Source organism: Crossiella sp. CA198 (assembly GCF_052078295.1).
GTDB lineage: Bacteria > Actinomycetota > Actinomycetes > Mycobacteriales > Pseudonocardiaceae > Crossiella.
Genome location: NZ_JBQJIM010000023.1, coordinates 95376 through 118152 on the forward strand (window position 1 = coordinate 95376; position 22777 = coordinate 118152).

A 22777-nucleotide genomic window follows, 5' to 3' on the forward strand; every position below is an offset into this window, starting at 1 on the left:
CCCGTCCGCCACCCAGCCCGAAGGATTGATCTGCCATGGCCGATGACCCCAAACTCCTCGAGTACTTCCAGCGGGTGACCGCCGAGCTGGCCAGGACCCGGGAACGCCTGCGGGAACTGGAGAACGCCGCCGAGGACCCGATCGCCGTGGTCGGCATGGGCTGCCGCTTCGGTGGCGGGGTGTCCTCGCCGGAGGAACTCTGGGACGTGCTGGCCGAGGGCCGGGACGTGATCACCGGGTTCCCGGCCGACCGGGGCTGGACCGAGGACCAGGTCTACCACCCGGAACCGGGCACCCCCGGCAAGTCCTACGTCCGCGAGGGCGGGTTCGTCACCGGCTCCGCCGACTTCGACCCCGGCTTCTTCGGCATCTCCCCGCGTGAGGCGCTGGGCATGGACCCGCAGCAGCGGGTGCTGATGGAGGTGGCCTGGCAGGCCGTCGCGGACACCGGGATCGACCCGGCCAGCCTGCGCGGCAGCCGCACCGGTGTCTTCATCGGACTGTCCACTTCGGACTACACCGCCGCGGTCACCGAGGTGCCGCAGGAACTCATCGGCCAGTTCTCCATCGGCAACGCGCCCAGCGTCACCTCCGGGCGGCTGTCCTACTTCTTCGGCCTGGAAGGCCCGTCGATCACCGTCGACACCGCCTGCTCCTCATCCCTGGTGACCATGCACCTGGCCGCCCAGGCCCTGCGCAACGGCGAATGCTCCCTCGCACTGGCCGGTGGTGTCACCATCCTGTCCAGCCCGCTGCTGTTCGTGGAGTTCTCCCAGCAGCGCGCCCTGGCCCCGGACGGCCGCTGCAAACCCTTCTCCGCCACCGCCGACGGCACCTCCTGGGGCGAGGGCGCCGGACTCGTGGTGCTGGAACGACTCTCCGACGCCCGCCGCAACGGCCACCAGGTGCTCGCCCTGCTGCGCGGCTCCGCGGTCAACTCCGATGGCACCTCCAGTGGCCTCACCGCCCCCAACGGTCCGGCCCAGCAACGCGTGATCACCGCCGCCCTGGCCGCCGCCACACTCTCCGCCGCCGACGTCGATATGGTGGAAACCCACGGCACCGGCACCGTGCTCGGCGACCCGATCGAAGCCGAAGCCCTGCAAGCAACCTACGGCCGGGCGCACACCGCGGACCGGCCGCTGCTGCTGGGCGCGGTGAAGTCCAACCTCGGCCACACCCAGGCCGCCGCCGGGGTCGCGGGCGTGCTGAAGGTGTTGCTGGCCATGCGGCACGGCGTGCTGCCCAAAACCCTCAACGCCGGTGCGCCCAACCCCCGGGTGGACTGGGACGGCGCCGCGCTGGCCCTGCTCGACGAGCCGCTGCCGTGGCCGGAGACCGGACGGCCGCGCCGCGCCGGCGTGTCCTCCTTCGGCGTCAGCGGCACCAACGCGCACGTCATCCTCGAACACGCCGAACCCGAGCCCGAAGCAGCCGAAGCGGCCACGCGCACCCTGCCGCTGCTGCCCTGGGTCATCTCGTCCAAGACCCCGGAATCCCTGCCAGTACAGGCAGGTGCGCTACTGACCCACATCGAGCGCGCCAAGCCGGACCCTCTCGACCTGGCCCACTCGCTGGCCACCGCACGCACCCATTTGCGTTGCCGCGCGGTCATCTTCGGCCGCACCCTGGAGGATCTGACCGAGGCGCTCACCGCGCTGTCCACCCACCGCGGCTCGCACGCGGTCATCGCGGGCAACGCCGTCGGCGACGGCAGCGTCACCTTCCTCTACCCCGGCCAGGGCGCGCAGTGGGCAGGCATGGCCACCGCGCTGAGTGCCGAGTCGGAGACCTTCCGTCGCACCCTGGACGAGTGCGAGAAGGCGTTGCGCCCGCACGTGTCCTGGTCGCTGTGGGAGGTGCTGCACGGCGCGCCGGGTGCGCCACCCGTGCACCGTACCGAGGTGGTGCAGGCGGTCAACGTGGCCGTGATGATCGCGCTGACCGCGCTGTGGCGGGAGGTCGGCCTGACCCCGGGCGCGATCGCCGGACACTCCCAGGGCGAGGTCGCCGCCGCCTGGGCCGCGGGCGCGCTGACCCTGCCCGAGGCCATGCGGATCGCCGCGGTGCGCGGGAAACTGATGGCCGTGCTCGACGGCGGACCGGCCGGGATGCTGACCCTGCCGCTGCCCGAGGTCGACGCCCGCGCGCTGATGGCCGACTGGGCGGACCGGCTGTGGATCGCGGTGGTCAACAGCGCCTTCGCGGTCACCGTGTCGGGGGAGGAGCAGGCGGTCACCGAGCTGCTCGCCCGCTGCGAGACCAGGGGCATCCGGGCCCGCCGGGTCCAGGTCGAGGTCGCCTCGCACACCCCGCGGATGGAACCCTTGCGGGACAACCTGATCGCCGAACTGGCCGACCTGTCACCGCAGCGCGCCACCGTGCCACTGGTCTCCGGCCGCACCGGCCAGTGGGTGGGCGCGGCCGAACTGGACGCCGGGTACTGGTACCAGGCCATCCGCGAACCGGTCCGCTTCGACCGCTCCACCGACACCCTCCTGGCTGACGGCCACCGCATCTTCGTCGAGGTCAGCGCACACCCGCTGCTCGTGCACCCGGTCAGTGAAACCATTGACGCGGCAGGAATTTCCGCGGTCGCCACCAGCACCCTCAACCGGGAAGACGCCGGCCTGCCCCGATTTGTGCGCGCCCTCGGCGAGGCCTACATCGCCGGTGCCGCCATCAACTGGCAGGCGGTCTTCGCCGGGACGGGCGCGCGGCGGATCCCGTTGCCCGGCTACGCCTTCCAGCGCGAGCGCTACTGGCTGGACCGGGAGTGGAAGACCCCGCGGATGACCGCCGACGGCCAGGCCCTGCCCGCCGGTGGCGCGACCTCGCCCGCCGCCCGGCTGTGGGCGCTGCCCGAAGAGGTCCGGGAGACCGAACTCGTCGACATCATCCGCAGCCACGTCGCCGTGGTGCTCAACCACCCCGGCACCGAGGACGTGCCCCTGGAGGACACCTTCCGCGATCAGGGCCTGGAATCGCTGAGCGCCATGCAGTTGCGCAACCGGGTCACCTCGGCCACCGGCATCGAGTTCTCCCTCGGCGACATCCTCAACTACCCCACCGTGCTCGACCTGGCCGAACTCGCGGTGGAGAAACTCGCCGAAATGGCCGAGGAAGACACCCTGTCCACGCCCGTGAACGTTCCCGGGAACGCGCCCGAGCAGCCGCAGGAGTCCGACAGCCTGGCCGCGGTCTACATCGGCGCCATCGAGAGCGGCAAACTCAACGCCGCCCTGCGCCTGGCCCGCGCCGTCTCCGAAACCCGCGACACCTTCACCCAGGACGATCCCAGGGACCTGGCCGAACTGATCAAGGTAGGCGACGGCGGCGAGGGCCCGCTGATCATCGGCCTCACCCCGCCGATCTTCCCCAACCTCGACCTGCCCTACACCTACCTGCACTCCGCGCTGCGCCCCGCCTCCGAGGTCTGGTCCCTGTGGGCCCCCGGCTTCACCGGCGACAACCCTCTCCCCGCCGACCGCCCCGCCCTGTTCCGCATGCTCGCCAAACCAGTGCTGGCCCAGTTCCCGGACCGCCCGTTCCTGCTCGCCGGCTATTCCTCCGGCGGTTACCTGGCCCACGGCCTGGTCGAACACCTGGAAGCCGAGGGCGTCCCGGTGTCCGCGCTACTGCTCATCGACACCTACCTGCCTGACGCCGAGGTCGCCCAGACCGAGAACCAGAGCGAGTTCATGCAGGAACAGATCCGCCGCCGCGACCTGATGGCCGCCTCGGTCGGCCGGGACGACCGCACCGCCACCACCACCGGCCAGATCGGCGCCATGGGCGGCTACAACCGCATGTTCGGCGACTGGCACCCCCAGCCGATCAAGGCCCCGATCCTGCACCTCACGGCTTCCGAAGCGGTTGGCGGCATCTCGGCGAATCCCACCGACCGCCAGTTCCCACTGGATCTGGTACACCGGAAGGAACCCATTCCCGGCGACCACTTCACCATGCTGTCCCGGCACGCCGATGTGGTGTCGGAACGGCTGCACGCCTGGCTGCCGGAGGTGCTGCCCGGCCGGTAGACGCGGTGGATACGTCCAACGAGGCTGGGAAGCTGTTTCCTGCCAACGATGTAGGGAGGAAATGTGGAGCAACCGGAAACAGCAGCTGTTCCGGGCGGACGGCGTGGCGTGACTTTCTCATGGGCAGTGCGGCGAAAACACACGTTTTGTTGCCAGAACGGGTAAACGGCCGAATCGCCGACGTAGCGTGAACGCCATGAGGACAACTCACTGCGCCCGGCATGACCTCTCCCGGCGCTGGTGCCGGGACTGCCGTCGGCAGCGGTCGCGGGCCAGCCTGGCCGAGCCGCGGACCTGGACGGTCACGCAGGTCGCCGACGCGCGGGACAACACCGTCATGGTGGCGGCGTTGGTCACCATCGCCGCCGGATAGCGGTGGCGGCCACGGACCGGCATGTGGTCCGTGGCCACCCTCCGGATCAGCCGGCCAGGTAGGGGCCGGTCTCAGGCTGCTGCAGTTCGCGCGCGTCCAGCCCGGTCCCGCCAGGGACCTCGGTGGCCGGGCAGGTCAGGCCCCAGCGCGGCGGCTTGAGGTTGATCAGGTACTCGTCGACCGCCACGTTCACGCACGGGCTCGGCCCGCTCTGGCGGTAGGCGGTGTGGCCCCAGCCCTCGTAGGTGATCAGGCGGGCGCCGCTCTGCCGGGCCGCGGTGACGTTCCACTCGTACACGGTGGCCGGGTCGTGGATGTTGCCGATCATCACCAGCGGCGGCGCGCCCTTGATGTCCAGCCTGCGCTGCGGGTTCGTGGTCTTGGTGCCACTGTTCACGCAGGTCAGCGCGTGCTCCACATAGGGGGTCCACTGCACGTTCGGGAAGCGCTTGTCCAGCCGGTCGCGCAGTTGCTGGTACTCGGCGTAGTCGCGCACCGGGTAACGCCAGTCGCTGCACCAGATGCTGGGGTAGGGGATGTTGGCGACCGGTCCGGCCAGCGTGGTGACCGCGCCGTCGGTGGCGGCGCCGTCGCGCAGGCCGCGCAGGGCGGTGGCCACGGTGCCCCACTGGGCGGGGCGGGTGGTGCCGAAGGCGTAGCTGGACAGCTGGTAGAAGTCCACCTTGCCGTTCGGGCCGACCAGGGTGCCAGCCTTGGCCTTGGCACGCAGTTCGGCGTAGACCTTCTTGGTGTCCTGGCCGTACAGCGCGCACTTCGCGGTGGTGTCACACCACTTGGCGAACTCGATGAACGCCTGCTCCACCGGCGCGGTCTCGCTGCGCATGAAGTCCCAGGCGGTGTTCATGCTGTGGTCCATGTTGCCGTCCAGCACCAGCGCCCGGACCCGGTGCGGGAACTTCTCCGCGTACTGCTGACCCATCACGCTGCCGTAGGAGTAGCCGACGTAGGTCAGCTTCTGCTCACCGAGCGCGGCGCGGATCGCGTCCATATCGCGCACGGTGTTCAGGTTGTCCACGTGCTCGGCCAGCTTGCCCGAGTTGGCCCGGCAGCTGTCGTGCAGCTGGCGGTTCAGCGAGGCCAGCTGGTCGAAGTCGGCCTGGCTGGTGGGGTGCCGCGCCGCGGTCGCCTTGCTCGCCAGTTCGCTGTCGCAGAGCAGCTTGCTGCTGGTGTTGATGCCACGCGGGTCGAAGCCCACCTGGTCGAAGCGAGCCCGCACCGCCTCGGTGAACTGCTCGGAGCCCTTGACCGAGGCGACGCCGGAACCACCGGGGCCACCCGGGTCCATCAGCACCGCGCCGATGCGCTTGGCCGGATCCTTGGCCTTGCGCCGGGCCAGGCCGATCTGGATCTTCTCCCCGGCCGGATTCGCCCAGTCCACCGGGACCTCGACGCTCCCGCAGTCCACTGTGGGCGCGCCCGGACAGGGTTGCCAGTTGACGGGCTTGACGGCTGCTTCGGCCGAGGCCACGCCCGGTGCCACCACCGCACCGGACACGGCCAGCGCGCCCGCGACAAACGTGAGCAATGCTCGGTTACGCGGACGTTTCGCACGTGTGTGTTGAGTAACGGTTCTCACACACGCCCATACTGCCGATGATCGGATCCCACCGCCAGGAACATCAGGGTAAGACCAGGGTCACCGCTCGCCGAGCTGCCATTCCGGCCGCACGTAGTGGCAGGTGTAGCCATTCGGGTAGCGCTCCAAGTAGTCCTGGTGCTCGGGCTCGGCCTGCCAGAAGTCCCCGGCCTGGCTCACCTCGGTGACCACCTTGCCCGGCCACTTGCCGGAGGCGTCCACCTCGGCGATGACCTGCTCCGCGACCTGCTTCTGCGCCTCATCGGTGTAGAAGATGGCCGAGCGGTAGCTGGCGCCGATGTCGTTGCCCTGCCGGTTACGGGTGCTCGGATCGTGGATCTGGAAGAAGAACTCCAGGATCTGGCGGTAGCTCAGCTGGGCCGGGTCGAAGACGATCTCGATGCCCTCGGCGTGGTTGCCGTGGTTGCGGTAGGTCGCGTTGGGCACCTCGCCGCCGGTGTAGCCGACCCGGGTGGCGAGCACGCCGGGGTGCCTGCGGAACAGGTCCTGCATGCCCCAGAAACAGCCACCGGCCAGGACAGCCTTCTCACTTGCCGCGGTCATCTGCTCGCTCCGCTCTCTCGCTGGTCCAACCCACCAGGCACAACGTTCCCACGTCCGCCGATGATCCCGGTTGTAATCAGCAGCACCACGCCGAGCACGGCCAGCCCCAGGCTCATCAGGTACGCGCTGCGGTAGCCGAGGGTCTGGGCCAGCCCGAGCAGCGGCCCGGCCAGCATGCCGCCCACGGTCAGCGTGTTGCTGTACAGCGTGGTGGTGAACCCCGGCCGGTCCGGCGCCAGCGCCTGGAAGTAGGAGATGCCCACCCCCATCAGCGCCGAGATCACCACCGCGTTCAACGCCTGCGCCGCCGCCACCTGCCAGGTGGCCAGGGTCGCCGCCATCACCGACTGGTAGACCACCGCGACCACCGCGCCGAGCAGCACCAGCCGCCGCTGGTCCAGCCGCACCGCGAGCACCCCGAACCACAGCATCAACGGGATCTCCAGCGCCGCGCACAACCCCAGGATCAGCCCCGCGTCCGCCTCGGTGCCGCCCAGATCGGTGGTCACGAACAACGGCAACGCCTTGACCCCCAGCGACAACGCGCCCTGCAACACCGCGAAGGCCAGCACCGCGCACACCACCTGCGGCCGCGCGATCCCACCCGCCGCCTCGGCCCGCTTCGCCGGCGCGCTCACCCCGCCGAGTTCGGGCAACCGCGAGGCGAACACCGCCACCAGCGCGTAACAGGCGGCGCTGGCCAGGTACAGCCCGACATACCCGGTCCAGGACACCAGCAACGCGGCCAGTGGCGGCCCGCCCACCCAGGCCAGCGAGATCACCGTGCGCAGACCGCTGATCACCACCGGCGCCCGCGCCGACCCGGTCCGCTCCACCGCCTGCCGGGCATAGGCGAACATCTGCGCCAGCACACAGGACGCGATCGCCAGCAGCGACACCGACACCGCCAGCAGCACCCAGTAGTCCCGCACCACGGCGAAGACCAGCGATCCGAGCATCCCGGCCACGGCCCCGCCCACCAGCAGGTTCCGCCGCACTGCCCGCCGATCCGACCAGCGCCCGAGGAAGGCGCTTACCACCAGTCCCGCCAACGGCGAGACCAGCAGGAACGCGCCCAGTTCGACCGGGCCGACGCCGATCTGGGTGGTGAGGAAGAGGCCGATGAAGGGCAGGGTCACGGCGGCGGCCAGGCCGACGGAGATGCTGACCGAGGCGAGGGGGAGCAGGGTGCGGAAGGTCAGTGGGGGTGCGCTGGCCTCGGTGGTGACACTCACCCGGGCATCCTCACCGGCGAGGCGGGACCGGTCGTAGCGAATTCCCAGGATGTGAGCGGCGCCTCGGCCGCGCTGTCAGGGTGAGCTGTCAGGATCCGGGGATGACCTCCGCTCCGGTCCTGCCCGTGGACTACCGCGCACTGCTGACCGAACACGGCCCAGGCCCGGTGACCGGGGTGCGCCTGCTCGCTCCCGCGGACATGGCCGCCGAGCAGTCCCGGCACACTCCGCCGCACCCCGATGCCCTGCTGTGGGGCGTGTTCGACACCGGCGAGACCTGCTGGTGGCTGCCGATTCACCCGGACCCGGTGAGCTGGCTGGTGGTGGTGGCCGGGGACGGCGAGCAGCAGCTGAACATCAGCACCACGGAGTTCCTGCACCGCCTCGGCGCCGGTCAGCTCGACCTGCCGGTGCTGTCCGGGCTGCCCGGCCCGCGTGATCCGCTGGCCCAGCTGCGCACTCTCCTCGGGCCCGGCGGCGGGCATCACTACGACTGGGCCGCGCTGGAACGGGAGCTGGGCTGCCCGCTGCCGCCGGACTACCGGTTGCTGTTCGAGGAGTACGGCTCGCAGCCGGTGCTCAACGGCCTGTTCCCCTCCCCGCCGGAAGAGCTGGTGTCCGTGCATCGCGACCACGCCCACTTCCTGGACGACCTCGACGGCTATCGCGTGCACCCGGAGCCGGGTGGGCTGCTGACCTGCCTGATCAGCGAAGGGCGCCAGCAGCTGTGCTGGGACACCAGTGGGCCCGATCCGGCGGCCTGGCCGCTGGTCGACTCCGACACCGGCGAGGTTTTCCCCGGCACGCTGACCGAACTGCTGGTCGCCGAACTCGTGGGCCGCGGTCCCGGGTTGTGCGCCCATAACCTGGGCGACCCGGACACCTGGGCCTACCCGATGTGGGGGCCGGATCCGGTGCACTGAGGCCCCGGTCACATCGCCCTGCCGCCCACTCACTCGCCACGCCAGGATCGATCTTCCACAGCAGACAGGGAGATCGGTGTGCGGTTGAGGCAGTGGAGTGTGCTGGCCGTGGCGACAGTGGCCTCGCTCGGCGCGGGTGGGTTACCGGCGGTGGCCGGTGCGGAGGCGGTGCCCAGCAAGCTCAAGGTTTTCTACGAGCAGCAGGTCACGTGGAGCCAGTGCGCGGCCGCGGCGACCCTGGAGTGCGCGACGATCGTGGTCCCGATGGACTACGCCAAGCCAGGCGCGGAGCGGATCCAGGTCGCGATCAGCAGGCTCAATGCCAAGGATCCGGCCAGGCGGCGCGGGGTGTTGCTGGTCAACCCTGGTGGGCCCGGCGGGTCGGGGCTGGGGCTGCCCAACCGGTTCGCCAACCAGCCGGTCGCCCAGCTCTACGACGTGATCGGGTTCGATCCGCGCGGGGTGGGCGCCTCCACCCAGCTGCGCTGTGCGTCGAGCCTGCTGGACCTGCCCCTGCCCACCCGGCCCACCGAGGCGGAACTGCCCAGCTTCACCGCGGCCGCCAGGGACGTCGAGGACGGCTGTATGCGGGCCGGTGGGGACTACCGCAGGCACGTGACCACCCGCAACACCGCGCGGGACATGGACGTCATCCGCGGTGTGCTGGGCGAAAAGAAGATCAACTACTTCGGGTACTCCTACGGCACCTGGCTGGGCGCCATGTACGGCACCCTGTTCCCGCGCCTGCTGGACCGCAGTGTCCTGGACTCGGCCATGGACCCGAACAAGACCTGGCACGAGCAGGACATCGACTCGGCGCACTCGATCAAGTTCAACTTCGACTCCTGGGCCACCTGGACCGCCGCGCGGGACAAGACCTTCAAGCTGGGCAGCACCCCGGCCCAGGTGCGCGCGGGGCTGGACCGGATCGCGGCCACGCTGGCCACCAAGCCGGTCGGCGGCCTGGCCACCGTCAAGGACCTGGACGTCTTCACCGGCTTCTACACCCGCTACCGCGCGGTCTGGGCCGGCTTCTCCCGCCAGGTCCGCGAGCTGCTGGACTCCTTGTCCGGCAACGGGAATCCGGAGCTGGCCAAGGAGACCGCCACCCTGCTGGAGCTGGCCAAGCGCTCGCTGATCAAGCCGACCAACGCCGGCGTCTTCCAGGCTGTGCTGTGCGAGTGGGACTGGCCGAGTGACCAGCAGCAGTACTACCGGGACATGCGGCAGTGGCGGGACACCCACCCCTACGGCAACACGGTGTCCTTCCTGGCCCCCACCAACTGCGCCTTCCGCGGCTTCACCCGCACCGAACCACTGCCCCAGATCACCCGCACCGCCTACCCGACGGGCCTGGTCGTGCACGCCGAGGGTGACACCCAGACCGCCTACCCCAACGGCGTGGTGATGGCGGAAACCCTGCGGCACCACCTGATCAGCGTGCCCAACGACGGTGAGCACGGCCAGTACGGCAGCGGCGGCGCCTGCGTGGACAACGCGGTCAACCGCTACCTGGTCGACGGCATCCTGCCGGCCACCCGCTCGGAATGCGCGGGCGTGGACAAGCCAGCCGACATCCCGGCGGACACCGCGGGCGCCACCCAGATCCCGCTGACCGAGCCGAACCTCATCGAGCAGGCGAGCGGCATCGTGCGGCGACTGGAGACCAGCGGCATCCAGTGACCCGGAACCGGGCCCTGCCAGCCACGGCAGGGCCCGGACCGGGATCAGCCCAGCTTCACCGTCGTGGTCTGCACCGCCGTGTTGCCCTCGCGGTCCTTGACCACCGCGAGCACCAGCAGTTCCTTGGCCTGGAACGCGCCGGGACGGCGGTACTTCTCCACCGGGATCTCCGCCGTCCAGGACCGCTCGTCCCCGCCGGTGGCGATCCGTTCCCCGTTGACGTACACCCGGGTCTGCGCCACGCCTCCGGAGTCCGTCGCCGAGCCGGTGATCTGCAAGCCCGCCCCGCCCAGTTCGGCGGACAGCTTCACCTGCGGCGCGTTGTGCTCGGTGCGCCTGCCCGGCTGCGGGAACGGGCTCTTGGCCAGTTCCACCGTCTCATCGGCCAGCGGGGCCGACCGGGTCGGCGGCACCCGGTGCCGGGTGGCCTGCTCATAGGCGTATCCGAAGGAGAGCAAGCTGTTGTCCTGGTAGGCCGGGCCGGCGAAGGTCAGGTTCACCGGCATCCGGGTGTCGGCCATCAGGCCCATCGGCACCGACACACTCGGAATCCCCAGCAACCGCAGGTGCTGGTTCATGTTCGACAGCCGCACCCCGTTGCGCAGCGCCTCGACGTTGGCCGCTTTGTCCACATCGGACTCAGCCCGGCCGATGTCGGCGTTGGCCGGGAACACCACCCCGTCCAGTCGCTGCCCCGCGAGCCAGTCCTCGAAGTCCGCCTTGCGCGTTTTCTCCAGTCCCCGCAAGGATTCCGCCAGTCCGGCCACCTCGCTCCACTGGCCGGGCACCCCGGCGGCCACCAGCAGCGGGTGGTTGCGGAAGAACTCGGCGTTGTCCACACCTTCCTGCGCATCCACCGAGCCGGGCGGGTTGGGGAAGACCTTGTCGAGGTCGACCTGGGTCCAGGAGGTCAGCTTCGGATCACCGACCGACTTGAGGAACCGCTCCGCACTGTAGGCGTCGACCCTGGCCATGACTTCGAGGAGATTCGCCGGCAGCAGACCGCGTTCGTGCGGTGGCTTCGCGCCGACCCGGTTCTGTTCCAGGTTGTGCACCACCGGGAAGTCCACCGGCACCAGTTCGGCGCCGAGCTTGCGCAGATCCTCGGCCGCCCGCAACCACAACGTCCGGATCGACGGCCGCACCTCGATCGGCGCGGTACCACCCAGATCCTCGCCGACATACATCCTCGGCACGCCAAACCGCTTGCCGCGCAACGAGTTCGGATCCTGCAACGCGGTGTAGTCGGCGGGCCGGACCTTGTCCACCGGCGGCAGTTCCACCGCACGCTGGTCCCGCCAGAAGTCGGTGGCGGTGACCTCGTCGTGCACCGCGATGGTGTTCAGCAGGGTGAGCAGATCACCGACGCCCCTGGTGTGCGGCACGATCACGTCCATTACCGCGAACAGCGGCCAGTTCCCGCGAATCGAGAGCACCCCGCGTGAGGGCGTGTAGGCCACCAGCCCGTTGTTCGAGGCAGGCGACCGTCCGGAGGAGACGGTCTCCTCACCCATGCCGAACATCGCGAAGTTCGCCGCCGTGGCCACCGCGGACCCGTTGGAGGACCCCGAACCCCAGGCCGCGGCGAGGTAGTTGCCGTTGTAGGGACTCTCCGCGCGGCCGTACAGCCCGCGCTGCATGCCCCCGGCGGCCATCGGCGGCATGTTGGTCTTGCCGATCAGCACCCCGCCCGCCTCGCGGATCTTCCGCACGGTGAAGGCGTCCCCGCGCGCGGTGAGATCGGCGAAGGCGGGCGACCCCGCGGCCACGGTGAGCCCCTTGACCAGGTAGCTGTCCTTGACCGTGTACGGAATCCCGTCCAACGGCCCGAGCGGCTTGCCGGTCGCCCGCCGCTGATCCGCCGCCGCGGCCTCGGCGAGCGCGTCCGGATTGGGCACCACGACCGAGTTCAGCCGCAGCCCGTTGACGTCGTAGGCCCGGATCCGGTTGAGGTACATCGCGGTCAGCTCGACACTGGTGAGCGCCCCCGAACTGAGCGCCCGCCCCACCTCCGCGATGCTCGCCTCGGCCAGCACGAACGGTTGTGGTGGCGGGGGAGCGGGATCGGGGCCGGTGCAACCCACGGCCACCAGCGCCAGCCCGGCCCCGAGCGCGGCGATCGCGCGCGCCCGGGTACGCAGAACGTGCATGTGTTCCTCCGTGCGGAAACGTGGCGGGCGGGCCACCGTCCACGCTCCAGCATGCTGATCTTCGCTGTCACCGCTCTTTCGGTATTTGAATACCCCAGCACCGGCGTGTTGGCCGTTGTCGTACACAGTGTTGGCCGAACTGGTACGCCCATTCGGCCAACACACCGCCCACAACGGCCAACTCGCCGTCCGGAACGGCCAACACACCGCCCACAACGGCCAACACACCGCCCACAACGGCCAACTCGCCGTCCGGAACGGCCAACACGGGGGCGGGGTTGCCTAGGCTCTAGGATTTCGCCGCTGTGGACACGTACATGGTGGAGCAGCTCAGGAAGCGCTGGCCCGCGGACTGGACCAAGCTGCACGTCTACTTCGTCCCCGGCCCGGCCGAGATCGCGCCGCTGGTCGAGGCGTACCGGGACGTGCTGGCGGAACTGGACTTCGTGGCCCGGCAACCGGCGGAATGGCTGCACGCCACCCTGCTGGTGGTCGACGGCATCCCGGCCGGCGAGGTCGGCGCGGCCCAGCGCGCGGAGCTGACCGACCGGCTGCGCGCGGCGGTCGCCGAGGTGCCCGCGTTCACGGTGACCGCCGGGCCCGCCATCGCCGGGCGGAGCAGCATCGCGCTGGATCTGGTGCCGGACCGGGACTTCATTGAGTTGATCAGCCGGGTGCGCTCGGCCGCGGCTGAGGTCTTCGGGGCGGCGGCGGTGGGATATGTGAGTGGCCGACCACACATCACCCTGGGCTACGCGGTCGGCGAGGGTGATTCGGGGGTGGTGGCTGGCAGGTTGCGCAATGCCACGGATCTGCGGGCCACGCTCACCGTGGACCGGGTGCGGCTGGTGGACGTGCTGGTCGACGCCGAGCTGGCCCAGTTCCGCTGGACCGAACTCGCCGCGCTTAGGCTGGGGCGGTGCTGAGTCGATTGCGCGTAACCGTGATCCGGCCCGCGGACTCCGCCTGGGACCTGGCCGAGGTCCGGCTCCTGGTCGACGATGAGGACCTGCTCGCGCCGGTGTTCGACCGGGGGCCGGGCAAGGATCCGCGGGCGTTGCTGGGGCCGGACAGCCCGCTGCTGCCCGGCGCGGAGCCGAGGGAGGTGATGCTCGCCGAGGCCGAGTGCACCTGGGGCTGCTGCGGCGCGATCCTGGTCCGCGTGCGCCGCGACGGCGAGCAGGTCGTCTGGGATCAGTGGCGCGATCCGGACGATGACAGCCTGTTCCTGCCCGAGGTCCGGTTCGACGCGGCGCGGTACGCGGCCGAACTCGCTCGCGCCCATCGCGAACGCTCCTGAGTGGACGGAAACCCGGTGGCCCCGGTTGGTAGCGTCAGTGGCATGACCGGGGAGATGAAGCTCGCGGAGGCGTTGGCGTTGCGCGCCGAGGCCGGTAAGCGGGTTGAGCAGTTGCGTTCGCGGATCGTGGCGAACGCGCGCTACCAGGAGGGTGAGGATCCGGGGGAGGATGCCGCCGCCCTGCTGAGCGAGGCGGGTGTGGCGCTGGCCGAGCTGGAGGACCTGATCCGCCGGATCAACCGCACCAACGCCGCCGCCCGGCTGGGCGCGGGCACCGTCACCGATGCCTTGGCGCGCCGGGACATCCTGCGTCTGCGGCACAGCGTGCTGGTCTCGGCCGCCGACGCGGCCGCCGGCCGCAACCAGAACTTCCGCCAGTTGCGCTCCGAACTCCGCCAGCTGCCCGCGCTGCCCGTGTCCGAGGTGCGGGCCGAGGCGGACCGGGTGGCACGGGAGCTGCGCGAGGTGGATGTGCGCATCCAGCGGGCCAACTGGGAGGTTGACCTGCTGGACTGAGTGCGCGGAAAGCAGGTAGCCGGTTCCGGGAAGGCGGGCACGAACCGACGATCGGCGGTATAACCGATCAACTGTGGTGCGCGGTGGGCAGCGCTTGGGGTTCGATTCCCCGCAGGACAGAGCAGCCCAGCACTACGCACAAGTGACCGTGTAAGCGGCACAGTTCACCACCACGTGCAGGTTCCCGGCAGCGGTGAGGGCGGGTCAGGGGCACTTCCGCGTGTTCAGCGCCCGGCCAGCGAGGTTCGTCCTCGCGGCCGGGCGCATCGCGAAGGTGAGCGCCAGCACGGCGGTGATCAGTCCGGTCGCTGAGCAGCACTCAGGCCGGGTCCTCCCGATCCCGGGTGGCCCGCAGCGAACCCGGGTGCGCCTTGGCCGAGGGGTCGTTGCGGGTCTTGACCAGGCTGGCCACCGTGACCACGACCAGCACGCCGATGATCACGGTGAGGCTGACCGCGGTGGAGATCTCCGGCACCCGGGGGTCGATGTCCACGTGCGCCCAGTGCAGGATCAGCTTCACGCCGATGAAGGCCAGGATCAGCGCCAGCCCGGTGGACAGGTAGACCAGCCGGTCCAGCAGGCCCTTCACCAGGAAGTACAGCGCGCGCAGGCCGAGCAGGGCGAAGGCGTTGGCGGTGAAGACGATGTAGGGCGCCTCGGTGACGCCGAAGACCGCCGGGATCGAGTCCAGCGCGAAGAGCAGGTCCACGCTGCCGATGGCCAGCAGCACCACGAACAGCGGCGTGGCCAGGCGACGGCCGTCGACCCTGGTGAACAGCTTGCCGCCGACGTAGGTGTCGGTGGTGGGGAACAGGCGGCGGGCGGTGCGGACCATGATGTTGTTCTCGACGTCGGGGTCCTCGTCGCGGTGCCGGAACAACTGCACCGCGGTGAAGATCAGCAGCAGCCCGAAGAGCAGGAACATGAAGGAGAACAAGGACAACAGGGTCGCGCCGAGGGCGATGAAGATCGCGCGCATGATCAGCGCGAGCACGATGCCGAAGGTGAGCACCTTGTGCTGGTGCTCCTCCGGCACCGCGAAGGTGGTCATGATGATCACGAACACGAACAGGTTGTCGACCGAGAGGCTCTTCTCCACGATGTACCCGGCGAAGTACTCGGTGCCGAACTGCCCGCCGTGTTGCCAGGCGAACCAGACGCCGAAGGCGATCGCGACCAGGATGTAGAACACCGACCACGCGGTGGCCTCGCGGAACCCGACCTTGTGCGGCCGCACAGCCGCCAGGATCAGATCGACCGCGAGCAGGGCGATGATCAGTCCGATGGTCGTGATCCAGGTCAGCGCGCTGATCTCGAGCATGATCCCAGTCAACCAAACGCCCGCGCGCCAGTGGTGGTGCGCCTCGCCGGGGTTTGCTCACACGTTCTACTGAACTGGCGCGACCCGGGTTGCCGGGTCCGGGTGGCCCGCCGAGGGTCGAGGCATGGGCCATTCACGCATCTCGCGACTGTCCGTCCCACTGATCGCCGTCTCCCTCACCCTGCTCGGCGCCCCGGCGCTGGCCGCCCCGGCCGAGCCGGACCTGGTCTGCACCACCGCGGCCGTCGCCCGCGCCTCCGCCGGACTCACCATGGACGAATCGGCGACGGTCGAGCTGACCATGGACGCCACCACCGCGGCCTGCACCGACACCCGGCCGGACCTGACCGACGACCAGCGGATCGTGGGCGCGGAGATCACCATGCCCGAGGCGGGCAGCGCGGACGGCACCTGCGGGGAGGTGTCGGCCAACTTCGATCTCGCGTTCACCTGGCTGCTGGCCGATGGCAGCTCGGAGCAGAAGAGCACCCTGAGCGCGGAGATCAAGCTCAAGGACGCGCAGCCGAGCGGCAAGATCACACTCAGCGATGGTCCGGTGGACGGCCGGGCGCTGGCGATCCAGCTCACCAACCGGACCGAGGTCATGCGGCATCTCAAGGCCGCCTGCGCCACGGACGCGGGCGCGACCGTGCTCGCCGCCCAGGTCTCGCTGGGCTTCCTCAAGTAGCGCTCACCTGCCGACTACGCCCCTTGTCGCACTGGACAAGGGGCGTAGTGTTGGTGCGGTCGGGAGCATCTCGAACGCGAGCGGTCAAGCCCGCGTCGTCCCCGACGATTCCCAGTTCGGCCGGGTTCACGGCCGGGAACGGGACCATCGGCATGATGTCGAGCCCGCACGCACCCTTTGCCGCCCCGCTGGCCCCCGCCTCGATCGAGCCGCCGGGAAACGCCCCTCGGCTGCGGCTCAAGCCCCAGACCCGCGCCACCGGATTCGTCGACGGGGCGTGGTGGCCCCGCACCAGGGACCTGGCCGCCGAACTGACCGCGCTGCTGCCGGTGCTCACCATCCGGCTGGGCCGGGTAGAGCGGGTGACCTTCAACCTGACCATGTGGCAGCCGACCGCGCGCAGGCTCCCGGTGCACACCCGCAGTGTCCGGGTGGAGGGGTTCCGGGCGCAGCAGCCGGACACCGTGACGGTGACCGGGCGCGGCAGGCAACGGCTGGTTTTGCTTGTGGTGCCACCGGAAACCCGGCCTGCCATCGCGCACGACATCATGATGGCGGCGGCCCGGCGCGGCAACGCGGACAGCGTCACCGCGCTGCTCACCGTCAACCTCGGCGCGTCGGCGGGTGTCGGTCTGCTGGAGTGGCTGGACCCGGCGATGCAGCGCTGGGAACTCGACGGCGGCCGGTTCCGCTGACCGCCACCACCGGTTGGCAGTGGCGGTCAGCGTGCGCGGTCAGACCAGCCGCGGACTCCCGGCCGGGACCGGTGTCCCCGCGGGGTCGAGTCCGGCCAGAGCCGGTGGCAGCGGGCCCTGGTGCAGCACGCCGAGGCGCTGGGTGGCGCGGGTGAGCGCGACGTAGAGTTCGGCCGCGCCGCGCGGGCCGTCGGCGAGGATCCGTTCCGGTTCCACCACCAGCACCGCGTCGAACTCCAGGCCCTTGGTCTCCGAGGCGGGCACCACCCCGGGCAGTCCCGGCGGCCCGATCACGATGCTGGTGCCCTCGCGACCCGCTTCCGCCCGGACGAACTCCGCGATGGCGGCGGCCAGTTCCGCCGCGCCGACCCGCCGGGACCACGGCTGCACCCCGCAGGCCCGCACCGACTCCGGCGGTTGCACACTCGGGGCGAAATCGGCCAGCACCGCGGCGGCGACGGACATGATCTCCGCCGGGGTGCGGTAGTTCACCGTCAGCGACCGGTACACCCAGCGGCCAGGCACGTACGGTTCCAGCATCTCGCCCCAGGACCGCGCACCGGCTTCCGAGCGGCGCTGGGCGAGGTCGCCCACCACGGTGAAGGACCGGCCGGGGCAGTGCCGCATCAGGATCCGCCAGTCCATTTCGGACAGTTCCTGGGCTTCGTCGACCACGATGTGCCGGTAGGTCCAGTCCCGGTCCGCGGCGGCCCGTTCGGCCAGTTCCCTGGTGTCCCGCTCCTCGAACCGCTCGGCCAGGTCCTCGGCGTAGAGCAGGTCGGTGGCGTAGAGGTGGTCCTCGTCGTCCATCGAGTCCTCGCGGCCGGTCATGATGTCCAGCACGCCCTTGGCGTACTCGGCCTCGGCTTTGCGCTGACGCTCGGCGGCGGCCTCATCGGCCTTGTCGGTGCCCAGCAAGTCGACCAGTTCGTCCAGCAGCGGCACGTCCGAGACCGTCCACGCCTCGCCGTCGGCCCGCCACAGCACCGGGTCCGCGCCGGCCAGCCGCAGCCGCTCTGGCGAGGAGAACAGCGGCCCCAGCAGGGTTTCCGGGGTCAGCAGCGGCCAGAGCGCGTCCAGTGCCGCGGCGAAGCCCTCGTGCTTGCCCAGCTCGATCATCAGATCCTTGCGCATGCTTTCCCAGGCGACCTTGTCCTCCCTGGTGAGCCAGCCCTTGCCGATCCGGGCGATGGCCCGTTCGGTGAGCACGTAGCTGATGATCTCGGTGAACTTGGCCCTGGCCTCGTTGTGCGGCAGGCCGGTCGCGCGGGCCTCCTCCCTGGCCCACTCCGCGGTGGCGGCGTCGATCCGCACCGTGACGTCCTCCAGCTCCACCGGCAGCGGCTCCTCTGGCAGCTCCTGCCGGTCGGCGATCGCGGCCGCGAGCACGTCCAGGATCTTCAGCGATCCCTTGAGCCGCGCGGCTTCCGGGCCGTCCTCGGCGGTGATGTGCCGGCCGGGCACCAGATCGCCGGTGGTCATGAACACCACATCGGACTCGCCGAGTGAGGGCAGCACCCGGCTGATGTGGTTGAGGAAGGCCGGGTTCGGCCCGACCACGAGCACGCCATGCCGCTCCATCCGCTCCCGCTGGGTGTAGAGCAGGTAGGCGACCCGGTGCAGGGCCACCACGGTCTTGCCGGTGCCGGGACCGCCCTCGATCACCAGCACCCCGGGGTGGTCCAGCCGGATGATCTCGTCCTGCTCGGCCTGGATGGTCGCCACGATGTCGCGCATGCCCTCACCGCGCGGCGCGTTCACCGCCGCGAGCAGGGCCGCGTCACCACGCGCGTCCCCGTCCGGGCGGCCGAGCACCTCATCGGTGAAATCGAGCACCCGGCGGCCGCGGGTGTGGAACTGGCGGCGCCTGCGCATGTTCTCCGGGCTGGCCGCGGTGGCGATGTAGAACGCCTGGGAGGCAGGCGCCCGCCAGTCCAGCAGCACCGGCTGGTACTCGTTGTCCTCGTCGAACAGCCCGATCCGGCCGATGTAGGAGTGCTCGCCGGTCAGGGTGTCCAGCCTGCCGAAGCACAGCCCGTTGTCGCCGAAGTGCAGCCGCTTCAGCTCCTTGGCCGAGGCGCGCACCTGGACGTCCCGTTCCATCGGGGTGCCGCCGGTGCCGCCGAGGGCCGCGGTGTACTCGGCCTCCACTCGCTCCCGGGCCGCGTCCAGCCGCGTGTAGAGCCCGGCCACGTAGTTCCGTTCGGACCGCAATTCCGCTTCGTACTCCTGATTTGACACAGGCCCCTCATCGCGTTTAAACTGGTACCAGGTTCGGCGAGTTCTCCAATTCATGGAGGGCACGCCGATTTTTTATTGTCCACCCTTTGTCAAGCCCGTGCCTTGCGCGACTTGATGGTCTCAAGCAGTAGTTCCGCGGCCACCAGCGCCCCGTCGGTGCGGATCGTGCCCGCCACCTCCCGCGCCCGCTCCCGGGTCCCGGGGGCCAGCGCGATACGCAGTGCGGCGGTCAGCGACCCGACGGTCGGCGCCGGGCCCTCGTGTGCCGCGCCAATACCCAGCTCGGCCACCCGCCCGGCCCAATAAGGCTGGTCAGCGATCTGCGGGATGATCACCTGCGGCGCGCCGGAGCGGCTCGCGGTGGTGGTGGTGCCCGCGCCGCCGTGGTGCACGATCGCGGCCATCCTGGGGAAGAGCGCCTGCTGGTTGACCTCGCCGACGGCGAAGCAGTCCGCCCGGTCGTCGATCAGGTCCAGCCCGGCCCAGCCCCGCAGCACGACCACCCGGTGACCCAGCGCGCGCACCGCGTCGATGGCGACCTGGGCGACATCGGTGGCGGCGTGCATGGGCATGCTGCCGAAGCCCACGTACACCGGCGGCGGACCGGCGGCCAGGAACGCCTCCAGGTCGGCGGGCAGCGGGCGCTCGTGCGGCAGGATCCAGGCGCCGGTCTGCACCACGTCCAGGTCTGGGGTCGGGTGCCACGGGTCCAGCACCTGGTCGGTGGCCAGCCACTGCTGGTCGCCATGGAGGTAGTCCTGCACGTTGGTCACCGGGGCCAGGCCGTTGGCCGCCCGGTTGGTGTTGAGCGCGTCCCCGAAGAGCTTGTTCACGGTCTGGGCGTTGAGTTTCCACAGCTCCCGGTTATCGGTCACCTCCGGCGGGAACGGGTGGCCCGGGTAGGCCATCGGCCGGTGGTGCGGCGAGGGCAGGCTGAGCTTCTGGAAGACCACCGAGGCCGCGTAGATGCCCAGCTTCTCCGCCACCGACAGCGCGCCGGCGATCATCGGCAGCATGCCGGTGACCACCATCGCCTCGCAGTCCCGCGCCGCGTCGAGCACCCCTGTGAACTGGTGGCCGATCAGCTCGGCCGCGAACCGGGGGAACTCCGAGACCGGCGGCCGCGCCTTGGTCAGCTCGCTCGCGGACAGGCCGACCGGCACCATCTCGACCCCGGCGCCCGCCACCCGCTCGGCGAAGTCCGGCGGCGCGCACACCCGCACCTCCGCACCGAGTTCGCGCAGGCGCACCGCGAGCCCCAGCACCGGCTCGACGTCCCCGCGTGAACCGTAAGTCGACAACAACACCCGCATTCGGCAACTCCCATTTCCGCAGATCCTGGCTTAGGCCGGTGATTCTGCGGCACTACCCGGGCCTTGCCGCAAGACCCGGGGTGCGCTATAAGTTGAGAGTGGAAAGGCGCGGGTAATCCCCTTTCCGCTCGCTGTGACTACATCGGTGCGACCTGTGACGGCCGGTCCGGCGGCGGTGCGGCTGGTTGCGCCGGAATGGCAGCGGTTTGGGCCCCGGTGTGCGGGCTCGCCGCGGCGGCCTCGCGGGCGAGGAAGGTGCCGAGTTCGCCGATGGTGCTCATCAGCGGCGCCGGGAAGACCACGGTGGTGTTCTTGTCCACGCCCAGCTCGACCAGGGTCTGCAGGTTGCGCAGCTGCAGGGCCAGCGGGTGGGCCATCATGGTGTCGGATGCCTCGCCCAGCGCGGCGGCGGCCAGGGATTCGCCCTCGGCGTTGATGATCTTGGCGCGCTTTTCCCGCTCGGCCTCGGCCTGCCGGGCCATCGCGCGTTTCATGCTGTCGGGCAACTGGATGTCCTTCAGCTCCACCAGGGTCACCTCCACGCCCCATTCGACCGTGGCCACGTCGAGGATCTGGCGGATGTCCAGGTTGATCCGGTCGGTCTCGGACAGGGTCTGATCCAGGGTGTGCTGCCCGACGACCTTGCGCAGCGTGGTCTGGGCGATCTGGTCGATCGCGGCGTGCACGTTCTGCGCCGCACACGCGGTGATGTGCCGGATCTGTTCCGGGGCAAGCGGATCCGGCGCAGGGATGCGCACCTGGGCCGGGCTGGTCCAGCGGACCTCGGTGGCCCAGCCCAGTTTCGCCAGTAGCCAGATCACCCTGGCGCAGCGGTGCTCTGGTGGGGTTCGGCGATCCCTGGGACGGTCATGTCCAGGCGAACTGAATCGGCTTGTGTCATCGGACAGCCCCTCGGTCGGTCGAGGTCACGCCGGGGTCCGGGGCACTTGGCGCCAGCGTACTCGCTTTTTCATCACCACCCAGCTGCGCACCCGCGGGTGATTCTCGCCGTCCTCGTGGAGATCATTAACGTTGCCGGTGACTAGACATTCGCTCGCACCCTATGTCTGGCGGTAACCCACATGGCCCAGAGCATTTCCGGGCTGCGCCACGATCGTGTATTCACGGATTTGAGTGGGTGCGCTGCTGTCGCCCGGGTCTACAGTGGAGTGAGAAATTCCCCGCACGAGACCCCGGCGGCCGGTCGCGTCATTCTGGCGCTTCGATCGTTATCGGTAACAATTTGAGGAGTTTTCATGCGCAAAAATCGCGCGGTTCGAGTCATTCCCGTCGCAACCATGCTCGTGGTCGGGGCCGGTATTTCCCTGCCGGCTACCGCCCACGCCGCGGTGCCATGCACCGAAGCAGCGCTGGTCACCGCCGTCAACACCACGAACGAGGCAGGCGGCGGTGTGATCACCCTGACCCCGGACTGCACCTACAACCTGACCGCAGGCCACGGTGACGACGGCGTGCACGGATCGGTCGGCCTACCGCCCATCACCACCACCATCACCATGGAGGGCGACGGCAACACCATCACCCGCAGCGGCGCGAGCGCCTTCCGCATCCTCCAGGTCGCCACCACGGGCGACCTCACCCTCAAGGCGGTGACCATCAGCAACGGCTCGGCCGCTGGTCTGCTGCCCGCGGGCAACGGCGGTGGCATCCTCAACTTCGGCGCGCTGACCCTGACCAACAGCACCGTGTCCGGCAACACCGCGGCGGGCACCGGCGGCGGTGTGCAGAGCGGTGGCGGCGCGGCCGCGGTCACGCTGACCGGCAGCACCCTGTCCGGGAACACCGCGGCGGCCGACGGCGGTGGCCTGTACAGCTTCGGCACGGCCACCCTGACCAGCAGTTTTGTTACCGGCGGCAATCAGGGTGCGCGGGGCGGCGGCCTCGCCTCGGTGGACGGGATTCTCACCCTGACCAGCACGCCGATTTCCGGGAATTCGGCGACCGGCACCGCGGGCGGATTCTTCCGGTTATCCGGAAATGTGACGGTCAACACCTCGCCGATCAGTGCGAACAGTCCGAATAACTGTGTGGGCAGCGTGCCGTCGGTGCCGGGCTGCACTGCTTGAGGAAAATGCGGCCAATCGGCGTACGGCGGTATGCGCCGACCGTGTGACGGC

18 protein-coding genes are annotated in these 22777 nt (G+C 70.1%); 10 read left to right on the top strand and 8 right to left on the bottom strand.

The window, feature by feature from the left end:
- Window positions 1-35: 35 nt before the first annotated feature.
- A complete protein-coding gene (locus ACTOWY_RS33100) occupies window positions 36-4040 on the top strand; it encodes a type I polyketide synthase (protein ID WP_441313526.1) in 4005 nt (1334 codons plus the stop codon).
- 196 nt (window positions 4041-4236) lie between these two features.
- Complete coding sequence (locus ACTOWY_RS33105) at window positions 4237-4413, top strand: hypothetical protein (RefSeq protein ID WP_441313527.1); 177 nt, start codon at window positions 4237-4239, stop codon at window positions 4411-4413.
- A gap of 46 nt (window positions 4414-4459) precedes the next feature.
- Here ACTOWY_RS33105 and ACTOWY_RS33110 read toward each other — a convergent pair whose 3' ends face one another.
- The 3 genes from ACTOWY_RS33110 to ACTOWY_RS33120 form a co-directional block, all read right to left on the bottom strand.
- Window positions 4460-5959 carry an alpha/beta hydrolase gene (locus ACTOWY_RS33110; RefSeq protein WP_441313528.1) on the bottom strand — a complete coding sequence of 500 codons (1500 nt, stop codon included), beginning with the start codon at window positions 5957-5959 and terminating at the stop codon, window positions 4460-4462.
- Between the two features lie 111 nt (window positions 5960-6070).
- Window positions 6071-6574 (bottom strand): peptide-methionine (S)-S-oxide reductase MsrA, encoded by a 504-nt coding sequence (gene msrA / locus ACTOWY_RS33115; RefSeq protein ID WP_247765247.1) that lies wholly within the window; start codon window positions 6572-6574, stop codon window positions 6071-6073.
- Window positions 6571-7809, bottom strand: coding sequence for a sugar efflux transporter (locus tag ACTOWY_RS33120; protein WP_441313529.1), 1239 nt, complete (start codon window positions 7807-7809; stop codon window positions 6571-6573). The genes msrA and ACTOWY_RS33120 overlap by 4 nt, the downstream gene beginning before the upstream one ends.
- Window positions 7810-7910: 101 nt before the next feature.
- Here ACTOWY_RS33120 and ACTOWY_RS33125 point away from each other — a divergent pair, with 101 nt between their 5' ends.
- Together ACTOWY_RS33125 and ACTOWY_RS33130 are read left to right on the top strand one after the other, a co-directional pair.
- Window positions 7911-8732: an SMI1/KNR4 family protein gene (locus ACTOWY_RS33125; protein ID WP_441313530.1), complete on the top strand. Its 822-nt coding sequence runs from the start codon at window positions 7911-7913 to the stop codon at window positions 8730-8732.
- A 78-nt stretch (window positions 8733-8810) separates the two neighbouring features.
- Window positions 8811-10415, top strand: coding sequence for an alpha/beta hydrolase (locus tag ACTOWY_RS33130; RefSeq protein WP_441313531.1), 1605 nt, complete (start codon window positions 8811-8813; stop codon window positions 10413-10415).
- 44 nt (window positions 10416-10459) lie between these two features.
- Here ACTOWY_RS33130 and ACTOWY_RS33135 read toward each other — a convergent pair whose 3' ends face one another.
- Window positions 10460-12565, bottom strand: coding sequence for an amidase (locus ACTOWY_RS33135; protein ID WP_441313532.1), 2106 nt, complete (start codon window positions 12563-12565; stop codon window positions 10460-10462).
- 317 nt (window positions 12566-12882) lie between these two features.
- Here ACTOWY_RS33135 and ACTOWY_RS33140 point away from each other — a divergent pair, with 317 nt between their 5' ends.
- The 3 genes from ACTOWY_RS33140 to ACTOWY_RS33150 are packed head-to-tail and all read left to right on the top strand — an operon-like array spanning window position 12883 to window position 14381.
- Entirely contained in the window at window positions 12883-13491 is a 609-nt protein-coding gene (locus ACTOWY_RS33140) for a 2'-5' RNA ligase family protein (protein WP_441313533.1), read from the top strand.
- Window positions 13485-13865, top strand: a complete 381-nt coding sequence (locus tag ACTOWY_RS33145) for a hypothetical protein (RefSeq protein ID WP_441313534.1) — start codon at window positions 13485-13487, stop codon at window positions 13863-13865. The genes ACTOWY_RS33140 and ACTOWY_RS33145 overlap by 7 nt, the downstream gene beginning before the upstream one ends.
- A 42-nt stretch (window positions 13866-13907) precedes the next feature.
- On the top strand, window positions 13908-14381 hold the full coding sequence (locus tag ACTOWY_RS33150; protein WP_441313535.1) for a DIP1984 family protein: 474 nt from the start codon (window positions 13908-13910) through the stop codon (window positions 14379-14381).
- A 319-nt stretch (window positions 14382-14700) separates the two neighbouring features.
- On the opposite strand, the gene ACTOWY_RS33155 is transcribed toward ACTOWY_RS33150, so the two are convergent.
- The gene (locus tag ACTOWY_RS33155; RefSeq protein WP_441313536.1) at window positions 14701-15702 is read right to left on the bottom strand and encodes a TerC family protein; all 1002 of its coding nucleotides are present in this window, start codon (window positions 15700-15702) and stop codon (window positions 14701-14703) included.
- Between the two features lie 124 nt (window positions 15703-15826).
- Here ACTOWY_RS33155 and ACTOWY_RS33160 point away from each other — a divergent pair, with 124 nt between their 5' ends.
- Both ACTOWY_RS33160 and ACTOWY_RS33165 read left to right on the top strand, forming a co-directional pair.
- Entirely contained in the window at window positions 15827-16390 is a 564-nt protein-coding gene (locus ACTOWY_RS33160) for a hypothetical protein (protein ID WP_441313537.1), read from the top strand.
- 155 nt (window positions 16391-16545) lie between these two features.
- A complete protein-coding gene (locus tag ACTOWY_RS33165) occupies window positions 16546-17085 on the top strand; it encodes a DUF5994 family protein (RefSeq protein WP_441313538.1) in 540 nt (179 codons plus the stop codon).
- A 39-nt stretch (window positions 17086-17124) separates the two neighbouring features.
- Here ACTOWY_RS33165 and helR read toward each other — a convergent pair whose 3' ends face one another.
- The 3 genes from helR to ACTOWY_RS33180 form a co-directional block, all read right to left on the bottom strand.
- Window positions 17125-19326, bottom strand: a complete 2202-nt coding sequence (gene helR, locus ACTOWY_RS33170) for an RNA polymerase recycling motor ATPase HelR (protein ID WP_441313539.1) — start codon at window positions 19324-19326, stop codon at window positions 17125-17127.
- A gap of 89 nt (window positions 19327-19415) precedes the next feature.
- Window positions 19416-20639, bottom strand: a complete 1224-nt coding sequence (locus tag ACTOWY_RS33175) for a glycosyltransferase (RefSeq protein ID WP_441313540.1) — start codon at window positions 20637-20639, stop codon at window positions 19416-19418.
- A gap of 137 nt (window positions 20640-20776) precedes the next feature.
- Window positions 20777-21460 carry an SPFH domain-containing protein gene (locus ACTOWY_RS33180; RefSeq protein ID WP_441313541.1) on the bottom strand — a complete coding sequence of 228 codons (684 nt, stop codon included), beginning with the start codon at window positions 21458-21460 and terminating at the stop codon, window positions 20777-20779.
- Between the two features lie 477 nt (window positions 21461-21937).
- Between ACTOWY_RS33180 and ACTOWY_RS33185 the strand changes: the two genes are divergently transcribed.
- Complete coding sequence (locus ACTOWY_RS33185; RefSeq protein WP_441313542.1) at window positions 21938-22726, top strand: hypothetical protein; 789 nt, start codon at window positions 21938-21940, stop codon at window positions 22724-22726.
- Window positions 22727-22777 lie beyond the last annotated feature (51 nt).